At 67.8% G+C, this 18,594-nt stretch carries 17 protein-coding genes; 14 read left to right on the forward strand and 3 right to left on the reverse strand.

From position 1 onward, the window contains the following. Window positions 1–442: 442 nt before the first annotated feature. The 8 genes from M1L58_RS03705 to M1L58_RS03740 all read left to right on the forward strand — a co-directional run bounded on the left by M1L58_RS03705 (window position 443) and on the right by M1L58_RS03740 (window position 7,141). Window positions 443–1,198, forward strand: a complete 756-nt coding sequence (locus tag M1L58_RS03705) for a hypothetical protein (protein ID WP_040535982.1) — start codon at window positions 443–445, stop codon at window positions 1,196–1,198. A 1,037-nt stretch (window positions 1,199–2,235) separates the two neighbouring features. Beyond that, window positions 2,236–3,294: a septum site-determining protein Ssd gene (gene ssd, locus M1L58_RS03710; protein WP_248657867.1), complete on the forward strand. Its 1,059-nt coding sequence runs from the start codon at window positions 2,236–2,238 to the stop codon at window positions 3,292–3,294. Further along, a complete protein-coding gene (locus M1L58_RS03715) occupies window positions 3,291–4,529 on the forward strand; it encodes a TadA family conjugal transfer-associated ATPase (RefSeq protein WP_248657868.1) in 1,239 nt (412 codons plus the stop codon). The genes ssd and M1L58_RS03715 overlap by 4 nt, the downstream gene beginning before the upstream one ends. Next, the gene (locus M1L58_RS03720; protein WP_248657869.1) at window positions 4,526–5,377 is read left to right on the forward strand and encodes a type II secretion system F family protein; all 852 of its coding nucleotides are present in this window, start codon (window positions 4,526–4,528) and stop codon (window positions 5,375–5,377) included. Before M1L58_RS03715 ends, M1L58_RS03720 begins: the two co-directional genes overlap by 4 nt. Then, window positions 5,374–5,988 (forward strand): type II secretion system F family protein, encoded by a 615-nt coding sequence (locus tag M1L58_RS03725; protein ID WP_248657870.1) that lies wholly within the window; start codon window positions 5,374–5,376, stop codon window positions 5,986–5,988. The genes M1L58_RS03720 and M1L58_RS03725 overlap by 4 nt, the downstream gene beginning before the upstream one ends. 168 nt (window positions 5,989–6,156) lie before the next feature. Further along, the gene (locus M1L58_RS03730; protein WP_248657871.1) at window positions 6,157–6,372 is read left to right on the forward strand and encodes a DUF4244 domain-containing protein; all 216 of its coding nucleotides are present in this window, start codon (window positions 6,157–6,159) and stop codon (window positions 6,370–6,372) included. Beyond that, window positions 6,372–6,773 carry a TadE family type IV pilus minor pilin gene (locus M1L58_RS03735; RefSeq protein ID WP_248657872.1) on the forward strand — a complete coding sequence of 134 codons (402 nt, stop codon included), beginning with the start codon at window positions 6,372–6,374 and terminating at the stop codon, window positions 6,771–6,773. Before M1L58_RS03730 ends, M1L58_RS03735 begins: the two co-directional genes overlap by 1 nt. Then, on the forward strand, window positions 6,770–7,141 hold the full coding sequence (locus M1L58_RS03740) for an Rv3654c family TadE-like protein (protein ID WP_154882041.1): 372 nt from the start codon (window positions 6,770–6,772) through the stop codon (window positions 7,139–7,141). Before M1L58_RS03735 ends, M1L58_RS03740 begins: the two co-directional genes overlap by 4 nt. Window positions 7,142–7,151: 10 nt before the next feature. Here M1L58_RS03740 and M1L58_RS03745 read toward each other — a convergent pair whose 3' ends face one another. Next, window positions 7,152–7,703, reverse strand: a complete 552-nt coding sequence (locus M1L58_RS03745) for a hypothetical protein (RefSeq protein ID WP_006866625.1) — start codon at window positions 7,701–7,703, stop codon at window positions 7,152–7,154. Beyond that, complete coding sequence (locus M1L58_RS03750; protein WP_248657873.1) at window positions 7,696–10,023, reverse strand: DEAD/DEAH box helicase; 2,328 nt, start codon at window positions 10,021–10,023, stop codon at window positions 7,696–7,698. Before M1L58_RS03750 ends, M1L58_RS03745 begins: the two co-directional genes overlap by 8 nt. 336 nt (window positions 10,024–10,359) lie before the next feature. On the opposite strand from M1L58_RS03750, the gene M1L58_RS03755 reads away from it, so the two are divergent. The 3 genes from M1L58_RS03755 to topA all read left to right on the forward strand — a co-directional run bounded on the left by M1L58_RS03755 (window position 10,360) and on the right by topA (window position 14,553). Next, on the forward strand, window positions 10,360–10,563 hold the full coding sequence (locus M1L58_RS03755) for a cold-shock protein (protein WP_004022110.1): 204 nt from the start codon (window positions 10,360–10,362) through the stop codon (window positions 10,561–10,563). A 158-nt stretch (window positions 10,564–10,721) separates the two neighbouring features. After that, complete coding sequence (locus tag M1L58_RS03760) at window positions 10,722–11,306, forward strand: hypothetical protein (RefSeq protein ID WP_248657874.1); 585 nt, start codon at window positions 10,722–10,724, stop codon at window positions 11,304–11,306. 184 nt (window positions 11,307–11,490) lie between these two features. After that, window positions 11,491–14,553 carry a type I DNA topoisomerase gene (topA, locus tag M1L58_RS03765; protein ID WP_154882045.1) on the forward strand — a complete coding sequence of 1,021 codons (3,063 nt, stop codon included), beginning with the start codon at window positions 11,491–11,493 and terminating at the stop codon, window positions 14,551–14,553. A gap of 111 nt (window positions 14,554–14,664) precedes the next feature. Here topA and M1L58_RS03770 read toward each other — a convergent pair whose 3' ends face one another. Then, on the reverse strand, window positions 14,665–16,182 hold the full coding sequence (locus M1L58_RS03770; RefSeq protein WP_248658046.1) for an adenylate/guanylate cyclase domain-containing protein: 1,518 nt from the start codon (window positions 16,180–16,182) through the stop codon (window positions 14,665–14,667). A gap of 115 nt (window positions 16,183–16,297) precedes the next feature. Between M1L58_RS03770 and M1L58_RS03775 the strand changes: the two genes are divergently transcribed. The 3 genes from M1L58_RS03775 (at window position 16,298) to M1L58_RS03785 (ending at window position 18,542) form a co-directional block, all read left to right on the forward strand. Further along, window positions 16,298–17,584 (forward strand): DNA polymerase III subunit delta', encoded by a 1,287-nt coding sequence (locus tag M1L58_RS03775; protein WP_248657875.1) that lies wholly within the window; start codon window positions 16,298–16,300, stop codon window positions 17,582–17,584. A gap of 65 nt (window positions 17,585–17,649) precedes the next feature. Continuing rightward, window positions 17,650–18,018 carry an ArsR/SmtB family transcription factor gene (locus M1L58_RS03780; RefSeq protein ID WP_248657876.1) on the forward strand — a complete coding sequence of 123 codons (369 nt, stop codon included), beginning with the start codon at window positions 17,650–17,652 and terminating at the stop codon, window positions 18,016–18,018. Next, a complete protein-coding gene (locus M1L58_RS03785) occupies window positions 18,015–18,542 on the forward strand; it encodes an SRPBCC family protein (RefSeq protein WP_248657877.1) in 528 nt (175 codons plus the stop codon). The genes M1L58_RS03780 and M1L58_RS03785 overlap by 4 nt, the downstream gene beginning before the upstream one ends. The last annotated feature ends 52 nt before the right edge of the window (window positions 18,543–18,594 follow it).

An 18,594-nucleotide genomic window follows, 5' to 3' on the forward strand; every position in this document is an offset into this window, starting at 1 on the left:
TGGCGGGAACGCCTGGACGGTGGTGGAGGACATCAGTGAAATGAGCCTTTCGCTTCTCGACGGCGGGTCAACCCACAGTAAAGGTGACCCGATCGGATGACGGATCGCTGGTGTGAGCGTAGTCACGCCACGTTGCAACGGGGTACCGGTGCTCCGATGAGCGTGATCGATACGCGACGAGCGGTGGCTCTGTCGCGACAAGCGGTCGGCGTCCATTCTCCACGCATGGCCGACGCCCTGTTCGGGCGACCGAAAAGAATGGATAGAAGAACATATTCGAAACCGTCGCTAACAATAAGTGATGTCATGGTCGGTTAGGGGATGATTCGGTTGTCGACCGGGTGGGCCACAGCGATGTCCGGGTTCGGGAGCGGTGGACGTGGAGATGCTCGGACCGGGGTCGGGAACGCACGCGACGAGTTCGCGCCACTATCGTCAGGGCGTGACCAACGATCCTTTGGCTCCTCTGTTGGACCTCCCCGGCGTGGCCGACGCCGCCGACCGGGCGCGTGACGCGCTGTCCGCGGTACACCGGCACCCCGCCAACCTGCGCGGATGGGACAAGACAGCCACCGAGGCCTCGTGGCGGGCGGGCCGGTCGTCGGCCGCGATCGACGGCGGCAGTGTGGAGCTCCGCCGTGACGGGGACTTCGACGATCCGATCCTCGCGGGGGCGATGCGCGTGTCGCAGGCTCTCGACGGTGAATCGCTCGAGACCCTCACCGGCGTGATCCGACGCGCTCCTGCCCAGGCTCTCGCTCGGCTGCACACGCTCGCCGCCGCCGACCTGGTGGAGGATCCCGACGAGCTCGGCCGGCCGCGGCCTGAGACGGATGTGGCAAATCGTCTCGATCTGTTGGGGCAGTTGATAACCGGTGCAACGTCGGTGCCGGCGCCGGTGCTCGCCGCGGTGGTACACGGCGAGCTTCTCGGGCTCCAGCCGTTCCCCTCGGCGAACGGGGTGGTCGCGCGTGCCGCGTCCAGGCTCGTGGGTGCGGCGACGGGACTCGACCCGCATTGTCTCGGGGTCCCGGAGGTCACCTGGTTCAAGCGCGCGGCGGAGTATCGGTCGCTGTCCGCGGCCTTCTCCTCGGGGAGTCCGGACGGGCTGCGGGACTGGCTCGTGTTCTGTTGCGAGGCTCTCGAAGCCGGTGCGGCGGAGGCGAAATCGATCGCCGATGCGGCGCGTGCCGGGTAGCTGAAACCGGCCCCGGACAACACTGCGGGCGGCCTCCCTGTCGTTACCGACGAGGTTGCCGCCCGCGTAGCACGGACTCAAGTTACCAAGCGTGCTTGGTGGGTTGTGGTCACCGCCTCGGCGATTGAACGCGAGTCAGGTCGCCCGTACCGTCCACGTGCTGCCATTGGAGGGCCATTCTCCCCGGGCTATCTACCGTGCGGGGGAAGGCTTTGGCGCATCAGTGTGTCGGTCGTTTCTCCTGGCCGCGATTTCGCAGGCGCACAACGCTTTTGCCTCTATGCGGCGTGCTCCGCGTGGGTGCTTGCCGCCCGTGCTGGGAAGTGTTGGAGTGGGGGCTCGGTCCTTCTCTTCCGGATCGGGCTTGGCCCTCCGAACTTCCGTACCACTGTTGTACACCGTGATCGCGGTCACATCAAGTGATTCGGGTCCAAATGTCGAACGACTTCCCCGAATCGACGAGAAGTGCTGCGGGACAAAGCATCCGCGGATCTGGAGGGCGTCGGGAAGCTGTCGATGCACTGCGGCCTGCGTGTCGCGAGGCGGGTTCCGGCATCCTGTCGAGTCCTAAGTTCGTCATGACGATCTGCCCCCTGGCGCCGTCCGTGGGACCGAGGCGGCGAACACTTATGTCCGAGATTTACCAACCGCAATTTTCCTTGCGGAAATACGTCTGCTGGGATGTTGCCTATCGGGCTCCGGGTCTATCCTGAGATCAGAACGGACATTTGCGAAAAACGATTGTTGTACTTGCAAAGAATCCGGGGCCGTGTGTATAGTCGTCGGTACCCGGTTCTGATACCGGCGCCTTTCAGCCCGACCCCCCGGGGCTGAAACGCGACAACCCCGGCCTCCTCCCCCCCTGGCCGGGGTTGTCTTCTATCTAAGGGTCGTTTCGTTCCAGGATTCCCCTCACCACAGTCAGTTGTAGTCTGCGCTGTCGTCGTCTTGTGGATTCCTTCCACAGCCCCACGAAGATCTCCACAGAGTCGGCTGCCGGCCTCGTGCGGGTCTTCCTCCACCTCATCATCGACTCCATGCCCGATGATCTGCTCGTTCTCGTCGACCCGGAGCTGTACGACGACGTCGCCCGCTGCGCCGCAGCTGCCGGTTATCGAACGGTCGCAGGCCGACCCGACGACTGCCGCCGCGAATGGCTGACCACCCGCGCCGTGGTGGCCGATCCGGCGGCGATCGCCGTTCTCTCGCTGACACATCCGCCGCGTCGCGACGGTCTGATCCTCGTCAGTGCGGAGGAGCCGCACACCGACACCTGGCGGATGGCGATGGATCTGGGGGCCGCCGACGCGGTCGCGTTGCCGTCGGATGAGAAGCGCCTGGTCAGAACCCTCACCGAGGTCCGCGTACCCCGGCGCCGTCCTGCAGGTGTCCTTGCGGTCATCGGCGCACACGGTGGAGCCGGCGCATCGACGCTGGCCGCTGCGGTGGCTCTCACCAGCGTCGGGAACGGCTCGGCCACCCTGCTCCTCGATCTCGACGACGTCGCGCCCGGTGCCGACCTCCTGCTCGGGATCGAGCAACGCCCGGGATTGCGATGGCAGGACCTGTCCCTGGACGGTGGAGTCGTCGGCGGCACGGCGCTGCACCACGCGCTGCCCCGTGCGGAGGGCGGTCTCGCGGTGCTGACCTCGGAACGCCTCCCGGCGCGGGGCCCGGGTGCGGACGCGGTCGCCGCGGTCATCGACGCGGGTCGGACGCACGGAGATCTCGTGGTGGTCGATCTCCCGCGCGCCGACACCCCGGTCGTCCGCACGGCGATCGCGTCGGCGGATCTCGTCGTGCTGGTCTCGGCTCCCTCGGTCGGTGGCTGCGCTGCGGCGCGCCGGGTCGTCGGCCGGCTCATCGGTGACGAGGTCTCCGTCGAACTCGTGGTCCGGGGCCCGTCACCAGGTGGTCTGCGACCCGCCCAGGTCGCCGACGCGATCGGGGTCCCACTGATCGCCGCTTACCGGCCTGACCCCCGCCTTCCGGTCCGGCTGGAAGGCGGACCGCTCCGTGTCCGGCCCCGCAGTCCACTAGGGCGCGCGGCCCGAGCGGTGCATTCGAGGGTGGTCGGGCAGGGGAGGGCAGCGTGACGCCCGATCGGACCGATGACGAGCTGCTCGAACGCGTCCGTTCCCGCCTGGCCGCAGATGCCGCGGAGCCGAGCCCGGCCGTCATCGCCGAGGCGATCCGCGCCGAGGCGGGCGGTGTCCTGGGCGACACCGACCTCCTCGCGGCACTCCGATTCCTCCAAACCGAGCTCACCGGCGCCGGGAAGTTGGAGGCGCTACTCGCCGAGCCCGACATCGCCGACATCCTCGTCGCCGGTCCCGCCGACGTGTGGGTGGACCGCGGACGCGGACTCGAGCCGACAACGATCCGCTTTCCCGACGAGGCATCGGTCCGGCGCCTGGCGGGACGTCTCGCGCTGAGCGCCGGACGCCGTCTCGACGACGCGCAACCGTGGGTCGACGGCCAGTTGTCCGACGTCGGCCGGTGCGGGTACACGGTGCGACTCCACGCGATCATCCCGCCACTCGCCGCGGACGGCACCTGTATCTCGTTGCGGGTGCTGCGTTCGGCATCGAAGGACCTGCCGAGTCTGATCGCCGGCGGCGCGATCCCGACCGAGGTGGTCGGGACCATCGGAGACATCCTCCGACACCGCTTCTCTTTTCTGGTGATCGGCGGCACGGGTTCGGGCAAGACGACTCTGCTCAACGCGCTGATCGGCGAGATGGACCCGCGTGAGCGGCTCGTGTGTGTCGAGGACGCCCTCGAACTGGCACCACGTCATCCCCAGGTGGTGCGTCTCGTGGCTCGTGCGGCGAATGTCGAAGGCGTGGGCGAGGTTCCGGTGCGCACACTGGTGCGGCAGGCACTGCGCATGCGGCCCGACCGGATCGTCGTCGGCGAGGTACGAGGCGGCGAGGTGATCGACCTGCTCACCGCACTCAACACCGGCCACGACGGCAGTGCCGGGACTGTGCACGCCAACTCGACCTCCGAGGTGCCGGCGCGCATGGAAGCCCTTGCCGCACTCGGCGGGATGGGGCGGGATGCGTTGCACAGTCAGCTGGGCGCGGCGCTACAGATGGTGCTCGGTGTCGCGCGCCGAGCAGACGGTTCACGCGGACTCGTCGAGATCGGCGTCGTACGTCGCGCTCCTGACGGCAGGGTCGACATCGTACCGATCTGGTTGCGCGACAGTGGATTCACCGACCACCGACCACTCTTCGACACAATGCTCGCCAGACATCGACCGCCCGGTAGCTTGCCCATCGGCGATCACGGGGTCGCATCCGGTCCGCCGCGGTTGCCGGCATGATGGCCGCGGTCCCGCCGTTGGCCCCGGTGCTGGCGGCCCTCGGGTTCGGTGTCCTGTTGTGGTCGCCACTGCGGGCCGGACACCGCCTCCGGGTCGTCGTGGGCAGGCCGCGCGTTCCCCGATCGTCGAATCCGACGGCGCTGGTCGCCGCGAGTGCACCGTTGGCGGCCCTGGTGCCGGGCGGACTCTCGGCCGCGGTTGCGGCGGGGATCGTCGTGACCCTGGTGGTGTGGATTCGACGCCGTCGGCGGGCGGAGAGAGGATTCGATCGTCGGTTGGACGACCTGCTGCTGGCGCTGTCCCTGATGATCTCGGAACTGTCGGTCGGTGCGCCCCCGGTCCATGCCTGCGAGGTCGCCGTCGCCGAACTTCGGCGGCGCACATCCGGCGGCGGGCCCGGTTGTTCGGAGATCGCCGACGGCCTCGAGGCGATGGCGTCGCGGGCGTCGCTCGGTGGGTCGGCGATCGCGGAACCGGACACGGCACCGGGCTCGGACGACGCGTCGGGGGCCGCGTCGTGGCGTCGGATCGGAGTCGCCTGGCAGACCGCAGAACAATACGGCCTACCGATGGTGGACACGCTGGCGGCGTTGCGGGCCGATCTACGGTCGCGCCGCGGGTTCGCAGACCGCACACGTGCCGGCCTGTCCGGACCACGCGCGACCGCGATGGTGCTGGCCGGTCTCCCCCTGCTCGGTATCGCACTGGGCCAGGCGACCGGCGCCGGGCCGATCCAGGTACTCCTCGGTGGGGGTCTCGGTGGCCTCCTGCTGATGGTCGGAACCGCCTTGGCCGCTGCTGGAGTCGCCTGGTCGGAACGCATCACCGGCAAGGTGCTGGCCCGTTGACTCCAGTGGCCATCGCGGTGGCGGCTCTGGCTGCGGGACTGTTGGTCTGGCCCGCGCCACGCTGGCGGTTGTACCGGGTCATAGACCCGCCGCCGGGCCCCGACCGCTCACCGAGATGGCTGGGTGCGGGTCCACCACGTGAGGACCCGTTCGCCGTGGCATCCGCCTTCGATCTCTTCGCCGTGTGCCTTCGGGCAGGGTTACCGGTGGGGGTCGCCGCGGCGGTCGTTGCCGGCCGTGCCCCGCCGTCACTCGCCCAGCCGCTCGCGCGGGTCGCCGACCTGCTAGAACTCGGTGCCGACCCGGACGCCGCATGGTCGGCGCTGCTCGACGACCCACCGGATGGAAAGGCATCGGGCGACGACCATCTCGAGGCTCTCGCGGCCCTGGCGCGACGATCGGCCAGAGCCGGTTCGTCGCTCGCCGGCGGACTAGCGGAACTGGCCGACGACGTTCGACGCCGCGCTCACGACGACGCGCTGGCCGCCGCAGAACGTGCCGGCGTCGCGATCAGCGGTCCGCTCGGGTTGTGCTTTCTCCCGGCGTTCATCTGCCTCGGGATCGTGCCGGTCGTCGTCGGTCTGGCGTCGACGGTGCTCGGCACATTCTGAGCTGTCCGCAAACCCACCCCTTTTCGGCAAACCCACCCCTCGAAAACTGGTGGTCCTGCCGAAAAAGGGTGGGTTTGCGGAGGCGGAAATCCGATGGATCCGAACAGGGCTCGCGTGCGTCCTAGTAAATGCAGGAACTCGGAAGTGCTCGTCCCGACAGGAGAACCCATGACCCACAACCTTTCTCGTCTCATCGACCGTGCGGGTGCGCACGCCATGCGGCTGATCACCGATGAGGACGGCATGTCCACGGCCGAGTACGCGATAGGGACTATTGCGGCTGCGGCGTTCGGAGCGATCCTTTATACGGTGATCACCGGGGACAACATCGTGAGTGCGCTGACCGGCATCATCGGGAAGGCGCTCAACACCTCGGTGGGCTGATGTGTCTGCACGCGTGGCAGATTCGGCTGGTGCAGCTGGGTCGCAACGAAGACGGGATGGTGACGGTCGAGGCGGCCTACGCCGTGGCCGCGATAGTCGTCGCGGTGTTGCTCGCCGTCGGAGCAATCGGTGGCGTGACGGCCCAGATCCGTTGCACCGACGCTGCGCGGGAGGCAGCGCGGTTGACGGCGGCTGGGGATGATTCGGCGCGCGAGGTCGCGAAGCGGACGGCGGGGGATCGGGCGGTGGTGTCGGTGTCGGTGCAGGGCGAACGTGTCGTCGCGCAGGTCCGGACCTCGGTGCCCCTGCTGCCCGGGCTCACGCTGTCGGCGCAGGCGGTCGCGGCGAAGGAACCACGCGGCGAGGACGAGGTGCTCTTCGCTCCCGGCGTCGAACCGTGAGAGCGATCCGCGGTCTCGTCGCCGACGACCAGGGCAATGCGACGGTGCTGGGTGCGTTCGCGATCGCCGCTCTCGCCGCAGTTCTCGTCATGGTCATCTACGTCGGCGCGGCCGTGCTCGCCCGTCACCGCGCACAGTCCGCGGCCGACCTGTCTGCGCTGGCGGCTGCCGCAGACCATGTGGCAGGGGAGTCCGACCCTTGTACCGCTGCGCGTGCAGTGGCTGCGGCGCAACGGCCGTCAGCCGAGGTGGTCTCGTGCCGACTCGACGGCGACGACGTGCTGGTCTCGGTGCGCGTACCGGTCGACCTGGGCAGCTTCGGGGTCCGGGCAGCTACGGCATCGGCGCGGGCCGGGCCGGCCGAGTGATGGGGGAGCGCTACCCGCGACTGTCCTCGTCGACGACGATCCGCTTGGGATACACGCGTACCGATTGCATAGGGGCGAACCACAATTGGTGAAAGTGCACGTCGGTGTCGCCGCGGTAGGCGAGTTCGAAGGCCTCGGTTCCGGTGTTCAGCGGGATCCACGGTCGGACTGCCCGCACGAACGAGGACCAGTGGATCAATTCGCCCTCGGTCAGGAAACCTCCTGCAGCAGCCCAGGTTTCGCCGGACTGTGCGTCGGACGACGCCAGGTACACCTCGCCGAGCGACGGCGTGATCCGCGGGCCGATCATCGCGGTCTGCAGGTACCACTGGGCGGTGGTCACCACCGGGGTGAAGCCGCCCGATCGCGCCGCGCACCACCCGTAGTGCAGGTCGAGGGCGTCGAGGGCCGCCTCCTCGGAGAAGAACACATCGCGTTCGCCGATCGAGGCCGGCAGGTTGTCGGTGTCCTGGGTCGGCCGCGCTAGCAGGAAGAAGGCGCGCGAGGGCCGGGTCACCACCCGCTTCGTTCCGATCCCCCGATCGGATGCCTCGTCATGCATGAGCCAAGTATTGCCGAGACAGCAGCTCGAGGACCGCCACTGCGCCATCTTTGTCCAAAGGATCATTGCCGTTGCCACACTTGGGGCTCTGCACACACGACGGACAGCCACTCTCGCATCCGCAGCTCGCGACGGCGTCCCGGGTGGCGTCGATCCAGGTGAGGAAGGCGGAGTGCCCGCGCTCGGCGAAACCCGCCCCGCCCATGTACCCGTCATAGACGAAGACGGTCGGCAATCCGGTGTCGGGATGGAGGTCGGTGGAGACGCCGCCGATGTCCCAGCGGTCGCATGTCGCCACGAGGGGGAGGAGTCCGATCGCGGCGTGCTCGGCCGCGTGCAGTGACCCGGGCAGCCTCGTCTCGTCGATCCCGGCCTCGGCCAACACCTCGGGTGTCAGTGTGTACATGACCGCCCGGGTGTGCAGGGTCTGCTCGGGCATGTCGAGTTCGACGGCGTCGAGGACCTCGCCGGTGCGCAGAGTCCGTAAATACCCGACCACCTGGTGCGTCACGTCGACCTCGACGAAGGTCACGGTCAGCGGGCCGAACTCGCGGCTCTCGATGACGGAGGTGATCGAGATGTCGGTGGTCTCGCGCGCGGCGGTGGTCCAGTCCGGGTCCTCGGGATGAGCCAGGGCCAGGCCGTCGTCGAGGTCGAGCTCGTCGACGAGGTATGTCTCGCCCTGATGGATGTGCACCGCCCCGGGGTGCACCGTCGACATCGCACGTCCGGTGTCGACGGTGCCCAGGACCTGCGAGGTCGTGGTGTCGACGATCAGCACCTGTCCGCCGATGCCGCCCCGGATGTCGATGTCGGCGTGCGGTTCGACGCCGGCGGCGACGTACCAACCGGACTTCCGCTTGCGCAGCAGCCCTTCCGCCGCCAGCGCCTCGGCCACCGGCCGTGCATCCCAGGCATCGATCTCGGCGTCCGACAGCGGTTTCTCCGCGGCGGCACACAGTAGATGCGGCCCGAGGATGTACGGGTTGGCCGGGTCGGTGACGGTGGCCTCGACCGGTTTGCCGAGGAGTGACTCGGGATGGTGCACGAGATAGGTGTCGAGCGGGTCGTCGCGGGCGACCAGGACCACCAGCGAGTCCCCGGACTCGCGCTGGCGACCGGCACGGCCCGCCTGCTGCCAGAACGATGCGACGGTTCCGGGGTAACCGCTGACGATGACGGCGTCCAATCCGCTGATGTCGACACCCAATTCGAGTGCGTTGGTGGTCGCGACACCGAGCAGCGCGCCGTCGGAGATGGCCTTCTCGAGCTTGCGCCGGTCGTCGGCGAGATAACCCGCCCGGTAGGCCCCGACCCTCGACTCGAGTTCGGGCGCACTCTGCGACAACAGGTTCCGCGCGGACAGCGCTGTCAGTTCGACGCCCCGCCGGCTGCGCGCGAAGCACAGGGTCCGTGCACCCTCGACCACGAAATCGGCCAGTAACCGTGCGGATTCGGCGCCGGCGGAGCGTCGGACCGGTGCGCCGTTCTCGCCGGTCACCGCCGGCAGGAAGTCCGGTTCCCACAATGCGACGGTGCGTTCGCCGCGCGGCGAACTGTCCTCGGTCACCGCGACCGCGGGTTCACCGATCAAGCGGCCCAGCGCCTCCGCGGGTTGTGCGACCGTCGCGCTGGCACCGATGACCGTCGGATCGGCACCGGCTGCTCGGGCGATTCGCAGCAACCTGCGCATCACGAGGGCGGTGTGCGAGCCGAAGACGCCACGGTAGTGGTGGCACTCGTCGACGACGATGTAGCGAAGATGCCGGAAGAACTGACGCCACCGGGCGTGATGGGAGAGGATGCCGATGTGCAGCATGTCGGGGTTGGTGAAGATCCACCGTGAGTGCACGCGCGCCCACTGTCGGATCTCGGGGTCGGTGTCGCCGTCGTAGGCGCAGGGCTGCAGATGCCCGAACTCCGGCCGCCCGGCGATGACCGAGGAGACCGACCGGATCTGGTCCGCGCCGAGAGCTTTCGTCGGCGCGAGGTATAACGCTGTCGAATTCTTTTCATTCAACAGAGTCGAAAGAATCGGCATTTGGTAAGACAGCGATTTACCCGATGCGGTGCCCGTGCAAATGGCGACATGATTACCGCGGAATGCCTCGTCGGCGGCGCGGGCCTGATGTGTCCAGAGGCGTTCGATTCCGTTGTCCGCGTAAGCGTCGAGAAGTGCTTGGGGAACCCATTCCGGCCACTCGGCGAAAGATGCAGGGCGCGACGGGATTACCGACAGGTGCGTGAGTGGGGACTCGTCGGGGTCGGTGCCTGCGAGGGACCTCGCGAGGAGGCCTGTCCCGAATGTGGAGTACTGCATTTTATGGAGGAAACTCTTCAAAGTGGTGTCGACGCGGTAGGTCTGGGGAAGCTCGGGATGTTACCGACGGATGTCGTGCTGCTGAAGTTTGGCGAGGTTTTTGCTCATCTTGGTTGATGCGACTATCGCAACTGGGCCGGACATGATTGACTGGGTGCGGCCGCAGCTTTCGCAACCCGTCGAGGCGGGCGACAAGCGTGTTGCAGCCGTGGTACTGAGGTTAGTTTGGCGGATCGAAGCAGATCTTCGCGGGGCTCTTTGAGGTATGGCGGTCAACCGGCCACGACGCGATGACCCATCGTGTCGCGACAGTTGATATGTAAAGGATTGCAAGACATGGCACAGGGAACTGTGAAGTGGTTCAACGCGGAAAAGGGCTTCGGCTTCATCGCGCCTGACGAGGGCTCCGACGACGTGTTCGTCCACTACTCCGAGATCCAGGGATCCGGTTTCCGTACCCTCGAGGAGAACCAGCGGGTGGAGTTCGAGGTCGGCCAGGGGACCAAGGGCCCGCAGGCCACCGGCGTTCGCGCGGTCTGAGACCACCTGCGCAACTGCTCACGCAGATTGCCGACAACCGCTCCTGTCTCGATCAGTCGAGACGGGAGCGGTTTGTTTTGTGTGGGCCGATGAAGCGCCGTCGCGAACCGCCGCGGGAAAGGCCGGTTTCGCGGACCCGGACCACCTAATCTCGATCTGTGGGCCAGTTGTCGTTTTTCTCCGCGGAGACCGAGGAGCCCGCGTACTCCGATCTCGCGGGTCTGCTCGTGGCGCACGGTCAGGCCGTCCGTTCGGATTCCGGTACGCGGGTCTCGATCGTCGTCCGCGATCGCTGGCGCGCGGAGCAGATCGTCGAGGAGATGCGGGCCTCCGGTCTCGACGCCGAGGTCACCACTTCTGATGAGGGCACCCCGCTGGCCCGCACCGCCGCGAGTCATGAACTGGACTCGCTGCACCAGGCGTGGTCGGCCGGAGCGGTCAAGGCGATGCCCGCCGGCTGGATTCCGTCGTACCGTGCGTTGCGGCTCTGGGTGATCGCCTCCGGCCACTCCGACGAGGGCCGCTACCAGCTCGGTCTCGACCCGCACGCCCCCGACACCCACGCGGCCCTCGCCACCGCTCTGATGCGGGTGGGGATCGCACCCACGCTGGTCGGCACGCGGGGCCATTCACCTGCACTGCGTATCGCCGGACACCGCCGTCTCGTTCGTTTGCACGAATACGTGGGTCCTCCACCGAATGCCGCGGCGGTGCCGGATTGGCCACCTGCGGACATCCATTAGCGATCTCGACGAGAATTCTTTGACCTGGGAAAACGCGGGCTGGTAGCGCGGTATGGGTCACATCTGACAGCGCGACATGGAATTCAGATGTGCAAACGGCGCTATACATAAGGTACAAACCCATCGAACACACCTGTTTCAACGCGCAGGTGGTTCTCCACCCAGTCAACCGAAGGACGCCCCGGTGGCCGAGACCAGCACCGCATCCCGCTCTAGTGGGGGAATCCGACGACTCGTGATCGTCGAGTCCCCTACGAAGGCGCGCAAGATCGCCGGTTACCTCGGCTCCAACTATGTGGTGGAGTCGTCCCGCGGCCACATCCGCGACCTGCCGCGCGGCGCCGCCGACGTGCCCGCCAAGTACAAGGGACAGCCCTGGGCGCGTCTCGGCGTGAACGTCGACGACAACTTCGAACCGCTCTACGTCGTCTCGCCGGACAAGAAGACCACCGTCAGCGAACTGAAGTCGCTGATGAAGGATGTCGACGAGCTCTACCTCGCCACGGACGGTGACCGCGAGGGGGAGGCCATCGCCTGGCACCTCCTCGAGACGCTCAAGCCGAAGATCCCGGTCAAGCGGATGGTCTTCCACGAGATCACCGAACCTGCGATCCGCGCCGCCGCCGAGAACCCGCGTGACCTCGACATCGACCTGGTCGACGCCCAGGAGACCCGCCGCATCCTCGACCGCCTCTACGGCTACGAGGTGTCGCCGGTCCTGTGGAAGAAGGTCATGCCGAAGCTGTCGGCGGGGCGTGTGCAGTCCGTCGCGACGCGCATCATCGTCGAGCGTGAACGTGAGCGCATGGCGTTCGTGTCCGCCGAGTACTGGGACATCGCCGCGACCATGGACGCCGGCGCCGAGGCCAGCCCGTCGACGTTCAAGGCACGTCTGGTCAACGTCGACGACGCCCGCGTCGCCACCGGTCGCGACTTCGAGGCGACCGGCGAACTGAAGAAGTCCGACGGCGTCGTCGTGCTGAACGCCGACCGTGCGGAGAGCCTGGCCGCAGGCCTGCGTGGCGCGGCCATGACGGTGACGTCGGTCGAGGAGAAGCCCTACACCCGCCGCCCGTACGCGCCGTTCATGACGTCGACGCTGCAGCAAGAGGCCGGCCGCAAGCTGCGGTTCACCTCCGACCGCACCATGCGCATCGCGCAGCGGCTGTATGAGAACGGCTTCATCACCTACATGCGTACCGACTCGACGAGCCTGAGCGAGTCGGCGATCAACGCCGCCCGTGCCCAGGCCCGCGAGCTGTACGGCGACAACTTCGTCCATCCGACGCCGCGTCAGTACACCCGCAAGGTCAAGAACGCGCAGGAAGCCCACGAGGCGATCCGTCCCGCGGGCGAGACCTTCCGGACCCCCGGTCAGGTCGCCGGCCAGCTCGAGGCCGACGAGTTCCGCCTCTACGAGCTCATCTGGCAGCGCACCGTCGCCTCCCAGATGGCCGACGCCAAGGGCACCACGCTGAGCCTGCGCATCGCGGGTACCGCCTCCTCCGGCGAGCGCGCGACCTTCGCCTCGTCGGGCCGCACCATCACGTTCCCCGGCTTCCTGTCGGCCTACGTCGAGACCGTCGACGAGCAGACCGGCGGTCAGGCCGACGACGCCGAGAACCGCCTGCCGCAGCTGACCGAGGGACAGTCGCTCACCGCGACCGAGCTCACCGCTGACGGCCATTCGACCAACCCGCCGGCCCGCTTCACCGAGGCGTCGCTGGTCAAGGTGCTCGAAGAGCTGGGCATCGGCCGTCCGTCGACCTACGCCTCGATCATCGGCACCATCCAGGACCGCGGCTACGTCGTGAAGAAGGGCAACGCCCTTGTCCCGTCCTGGATCGCCTTCGCGGTGGTGGGGCTCCTCGAGGCGTACTTCGAGAGTCTCGTCGACTACGACTTCACCGCGACCCTGGAAGACGACCTCGACCAGATCGCCACCGGCAACGAGAACCGCACCAAGTGGCTGACGGAGTTCTACTTCGGCGACGAGCGGTCCGGCGACGACGCCGAGGCACGATCTGCATCGTCGGCGATCGCCCAATACGGCGGCCTCAAGAAGCTCGTCGGCGTCAACCTGGAGGAGATCGACGCCCGTCAGGTCAACTCGATCCGGCTCTTCGACGACGAAGAAGGCCGTCCGATCTACGTGCGCGTCGGCCGCTTCGGCCCGTACCTCGAGCGTGACGTCAACGCGAACAAGAAGACCGACGCCGACGCCGAACCCGATCTGCAGCGTGCCAACCTGCCGGCCGACATCACGCCGGACGAGCTGACCCTGGAGATCGCGGAGAAGCTGTTCTCGACGCCGCAGGAGGGTCGCTCGCTGGGCGTCGACCCGCTGACCGGCCACGAGATCGTCGCCAAGGAAGGACGTTTCGGTCCGTACGTGACCGAGATCCTGCCGTCCGACGACGATGACGACGACGGTGATGCCCCGATCACCATCCCTGCGGGTCCGACGCCGCGCGACGGCGGATCCCCCGGTGCCGGCGGCAGCGATGCCGGCGACGCCGATGTGGTCCCGCTGGATTCCCCGGGCGGCGGCACCACCACCAAGACCAAGCCGGCTGCGAAGAAGGCCGCCAAGAAGGCAGCGAAGAAGGCCGGTCCCAAGCCGCGTACCGGCTCGCTGTTCAAGTCGATGGACATCTCGACGGTCACCCTCGAGGATGCGCTGAAGCTGCTGTCGCTGCCGCGCGTCGTCGGCGTCGACCCCGAGTCCGGCGACGAGATCACCGCGCAGAACGGCCGCTACGGTCCGTACCTGAAGAAGGGTTCCGATTCGCGGTCCCTCGGCAGCGAGGAACAGCTCTTCGAGATCACTCTCGAGGAAGCCCTGAAGATCTACTCCGAACCGAAGCGTCGTGGACGGCAGGCTGCTGCTCCGCCGCTGCGTGAACTGGGGAAGGACGACGAGGTCAGCGGCAAGCCGATGGTCATCAAGGACGGCCGCTTCGGTCCGTACGTGACCGACGGCGAGACCAACGCCAGCCTGCGCAAGGGCGACGAGGTCGACTCGATCACGCCGGAGCGCGCGATGGAACTCCTCGCCGATCGTCGTGCCCGCGGCCCGGCCAAGAAGGCGGCGAAGAAGGCTGCCAAGAAGGCCCCGGCCAAGAAGGCGGCGAAGAAGACGGCCGCCAAGAAGACCGCGAAGAAGGCTGCCGCCAAGAAGACGACGGCCAAGAAAACCGCGGCCAAGAAGACGGCCGCGAAGAAGACGGATTCGTCGGAGGACTGAGCGCCCTTCGTGGCTCGCTTCGCTCGCACCTCAGGGAGCGGGGGTTGGCCGCGCTCGCACCTCAGGGAGCGGGGGTTGGCCGCACTCGCGCCTCGGACGCGATGGCCGGCTTCAGTCCAGGCGGTACGGCTCCATGTGCGGGCGGGCGAGGAGGGTCTCGATCCCTCGTCCGCGGAGTTCAACGCCTTCGCCGATCTCCCAGTGCTCGGCCTCCTGATGCGAGGCCAGGAACACGGCACGGGCCGAACCCAGCACACGGGTGGGCTCGTCCTTCGCGAGTTCGGTGAGACGGGCGGCCTCGTTCACCGGGTCTCCGATGACGGTGTACTCGAGGCGCTGTTCGGCGCCGATGTGACCGGCAATCGCCTTGCCTGCGGAGACGCCGATGCCGATGTCGGTGTCGCCGAGGGTCTGGTACAGCTCGGCACGTAGTTCGCGCGCGGAGGCCAGCGCGCGGCCGGCGAAGTCGTCGAGGTCGAGGGGAGCGCCGAAGATCGCGAGCGCTGCGTCACCCTGGAACTTGTTGACGAAGCCGCCATGGCGTCCGACGACGGTCACGACCACTCGGAAGAACTCGTTGAGCAGCTCGACGATCTCGCGAGGCGGACGGTTCACCGCCAGGCGCGTCGAACCGACGATGTCGACGAACAGCACGCCGACGTAGCGTTCCTCGCCGCCGAGTTCGGTACCGGTCTCGATGGCGCGTCGAGCGACGTCCTCGCCGACGTAGCGGCCGAACAGGTTGCGTAGTTCCTGTCGTTCGCGCAGGTCGGCGACCATGTCGTTGAAGCCGGCCTGCAGCAGGCCGAGGTCGCTGCCGTCGTAGATCTTCACCGCGACGTTCAGGTCGCCCTCACTGACCTTCGACTGGGCGCGGCGCAGCTGCTTGATCGGGTCGTTGATCGCGGCCACCACGCGCACGATCGCGATGACGCTGAATGCGAGAGCCGACACCGCCATCCACAGGATGGGACGTTCCAGGCCGGTGGAGTCGCCCTCGAAGATGCCCAGCCGGTGCAGCACGATCAGGCCGATGATCACGACCATCGGCGCAACAACGCTGATCACCCAGAACGCGGTGATGCGGGTGGTGACGCTCGGGGCGATCGCATGGTCGGGGTTGTTGGCCATCGCGGCGACGGTGATCGGCCGCATGACCTTTTCTGCCTGCATGTAGCTGAGGGCGCAGGTGACCATCGCACCGATGGCGCTCGCGATGGCGACGATGAAGGCGTTCTTCGACGACACCGTCAGGTTGACCAGGGTGAAGAGCGCGCCGCCCACCACCCACAGTGCGGCGTTGACGACCGTCAGCAGCGTCGGTAGCGCGAGGGCGCGGCGTCGGGCGGCCTCGTTGTCGAGTCGCGTGCGTCTTCGGTGCCACACGAGCACGGGTAGCGACAGCTGGATACTGGCGTAACCGCCGATGACCATTGCTATCAGCAAGTAGCTCGCGAAGATCACCTGGTTCAGTGCGGTGATCTCGTCCAGGCTGATGGAATCCTGGAGCGGCATCCCGAAGCGGAGGAAGGCGAAGGTGAAGAGCGCGCCGACGAGATTCGCGCGGAGCATGTCGAGCGCGAGGATCGGCCACGGCGTATGAATCAGCCAACGGCCAAGGTGCAGCACCTTGGACCATCGCGACCGCTGTTCCACCACGGAGACTACGGTAGCTGGCTGCTTGCAATCGTTAAACACGGTTCCGCCCCGTTGGCGTGTCCGAACTGCGGTTTAGGGTGTCGTTGTGACCAATGTCTTTGATCGGCTGACCGGCCAAGAGGCCATCGCGGACGATCTGCGGGCTGCCGCGCGTGCTGCGCGGGTCCTCGCGCAGCAACTCGACGCGGGCAGCAGCGAGGGCCTGTTCGTGCCCGACGACGAGATCCCGGGCGTCGACGCGGGGTGGTCACGCGCGTCGATGACGCACTCCTGGTTGTTCACCGGGCCGCCGGGAAGCGGCCGTTCGGTCGCTGCGACGTGTTTCGCGGCCGCCCTGCAGTGCCAGTCGCCCGAGTCGGCGAACGTCGGGTGCGGCGAGTGCCGCGCGTGTGTGACGGTGATGGCAAAGACCCACGCCGACGTGAGGCACGTCGTGCCCGAGGGTCTGAGTCTGGCGGTCAACGCGATGCGCGACATCGTCCAGGCCGCCGCCCGACGCCCCGGGACCGGTCGCTGGCAGATCGTGATCGTGGAGGACGCCGACCGCCTCACCGAGCAGGCCGCCAACGCGCTGCTGAAGGTCGTCGAGGAGCCGCCACCCCGCACCGTCTTCCTGCTGTGCGCGCCGTCGGTGGACCCCGAGGACATCTCGGTCACCCTCCGGTCGCGATGCCGGCACGTCGCGCTGGTGTCGCCGACACCCGCGGCCATCGAACGGGTCCTGATCGAACGCGACGGCCTCGACCCCGAGCAGGCCCGATGGGCGGCGTCGGTCTGCGGCGGCCACATCGGCCGCGCCCGGCGCCTCGCCACCGACCCCGACGCCCGTTCCCAGCGGGAGAAGGCGCTGTCGCTGGCGCGGGCGGCTTCCCGGGATTCGACGGCGTACGCCGCGGCCGAGGAGCTGGTGCGTTCGGCGGAGACAGCGGCCAAGGCGATCAGCGCGGAACTCGACGAGGCCGAGACCGAGGAGATGAAGACCGCGCTCGGTGCGGGTGGTACCGGCAAGGGGACCGCCCGGATGCCCCGCGGTAGTGCCGGCGCGCTCAAGGAGCTGGAGAAGCGACAGAAGTCGCGGGCCACGCGCGTCGGACGCGACGTCCTCGACCGCGCCCTCGTCGACCTCGCCGCGCTCTTCCGCGACGCGCTCGTCGTCGGGGTCGGGGCGAAGGTGACCGCGATGCACCCCGACAAGTCCGACGACATCTCGATACCCCTGGCCGGCTACGCCCGCCCCGAGCAGCTGCTGTCCTGCGTCGAGGCCGTTCTCGACTGTCGTGAGGCGCTGGACATGAACGTCAAACCCAAGTTCGCGGTGGACGACATGGTCGCCCGGATCGGGTTGGCACTCAAGCGCAAGGTCGACGCCTAGATCAGCTAGATCACGGATCTCGCTGATCCACCCACTATTGGTAACTGATGTGTTACCAATAGTGGGTGGATGCATTCGAGGCGATCGCCGACCCGACTCGTAGGGCACTCGTCGAACGTCTCGCGCAGCGCCCCGCGCGCGTCGTCGATCTCGCGGCCGAACATCCGGTCAGCCGTCCCGCGATCTCGCGTCACCTGCGGGTCCTCGACGAGGCCGGCGTGGTCTCGGCCGTCGACCACGGCCGCGAACGGCACTACGAACTCGTGCCCGGCGGACTGGCACCGGTGCGCGACTGGCTCGACGAACTGGCGGCGGGAGCAACGCCGCCGTTCGGCGAGCATCATCTCGACGCGCTCGATCTCGAGGTCCGACGCACCGTGCGGGAGTTCGACGACCCGAGCCACCAGACCGGCGAACAGAAGGAGACAGGATGAATGCCGACGTGACGGCCACCGGCCGCCGGGAGATCCGCGACGGGGTTCCCTATGTGGTCCTCGAGCGCACCTTCACCGCGCCTGTGGCCGCGGTGTGGGCGGCCATCACCGAACCCGGACGGCTGGAACGCTGGGTGGGGACCTGGGACGGCGATCCGACCGACGGGTTCGTCGATTTCCGTATGACCGCAGAGGGTGAGGACGCGGCGCCGGAGCAAATGTCCATTCTGGACTGCGAGCCGCCGAACCGGCTCGTCGTCGAATCGAAGTCGCCCGATCCCGAGGGCGGACCCGACGACGTGTGGCGGCTGGAGTTGGATCTCACCGAGGCCGATGGGACCACCACACTCACGTTCGCGCAGGGACTTCCGCGCCCCGAGATGGCCGAGAACGTCGGTCCCGGGTGGGAGTACTACCTCGACCGGCTCGTCGCGGCGGAGTCCGGCAGCGGCGTCGGCACGGTGGACTGGGATGCCTACTATCCGGCGCTGTCGGCTCCGTACGCCCAGATGTTCGCCGGCTGAGCACGGCGCGACTATTACGCGACGGTAATCAGGCTGCAACACGGCCTCTTTA

The organism is Gordonia sp. C13 (assembly GCF_023218005.1).
GTDB classification, from domain to species: domain Bacteria; phylum Actinomycetota; class Actinomycetes; order Mycobacteriales; family Mycobacteriaceae; genus Gordonia; species Gordonia namibiensis.

Coding starts and splice junctions, on each gene's coding strand:
- ssd (WP_248657867.1), top strand. CDS start 2,236: ATGCCCGATGATCTGCTCGTTCTCGTCGACCCGGAGCTGTACGACGAC.
- M1L58_RS03720 (WP_248657869.1), top strand. CDS start 4,526: ATGATGGCCGCGGTCCCGCCGTTGGCCCCGGTGCTGGCGGCCCTCGGG.
- M1L58_RS03730 (WP_248657871.1), top strand. CDS start 6,157: ATGACCCACAACCTTTCTCGTCTCATCGACCGTGCGGGTGCGCACGCC.
- M1L58_RS03735 (WP_248657872.1), top strand. CDS start 6,372: ATGTGTCTGCACGCGTGGCAGATTCGGCTGGTGCAGCTGGGTCGCAAC.
- M1L58_RS03745 (WP_006866625.1), bottom strand. CDS start 7,703: ATGCATGACGAGGCATCCGATCGGGGGATCGGAACGAAGCGGGTGGTG.
- M1L58_RS03750 (WP_248657873.1), bottom strand. CDS start 10,023: ATGCAGTACTCCACATTCGGGACAGGCCTCCTCGCGAGGTCCCTCGCA.
- M1L58_RS03755 (WP_004022110.1), top strand. CDS start 10,360: ATGGCACAGGGAACTGTGAAGTGGTTCAACGCGGAAAAGGGCTTCGGC.
- M1L58_RS03785 (WP_248657877.1), top strand. CDS start 18,015: ATGAATGCCGACGTGACGGCCACCGGCCGCCGGGAGATCCGCGACGGG.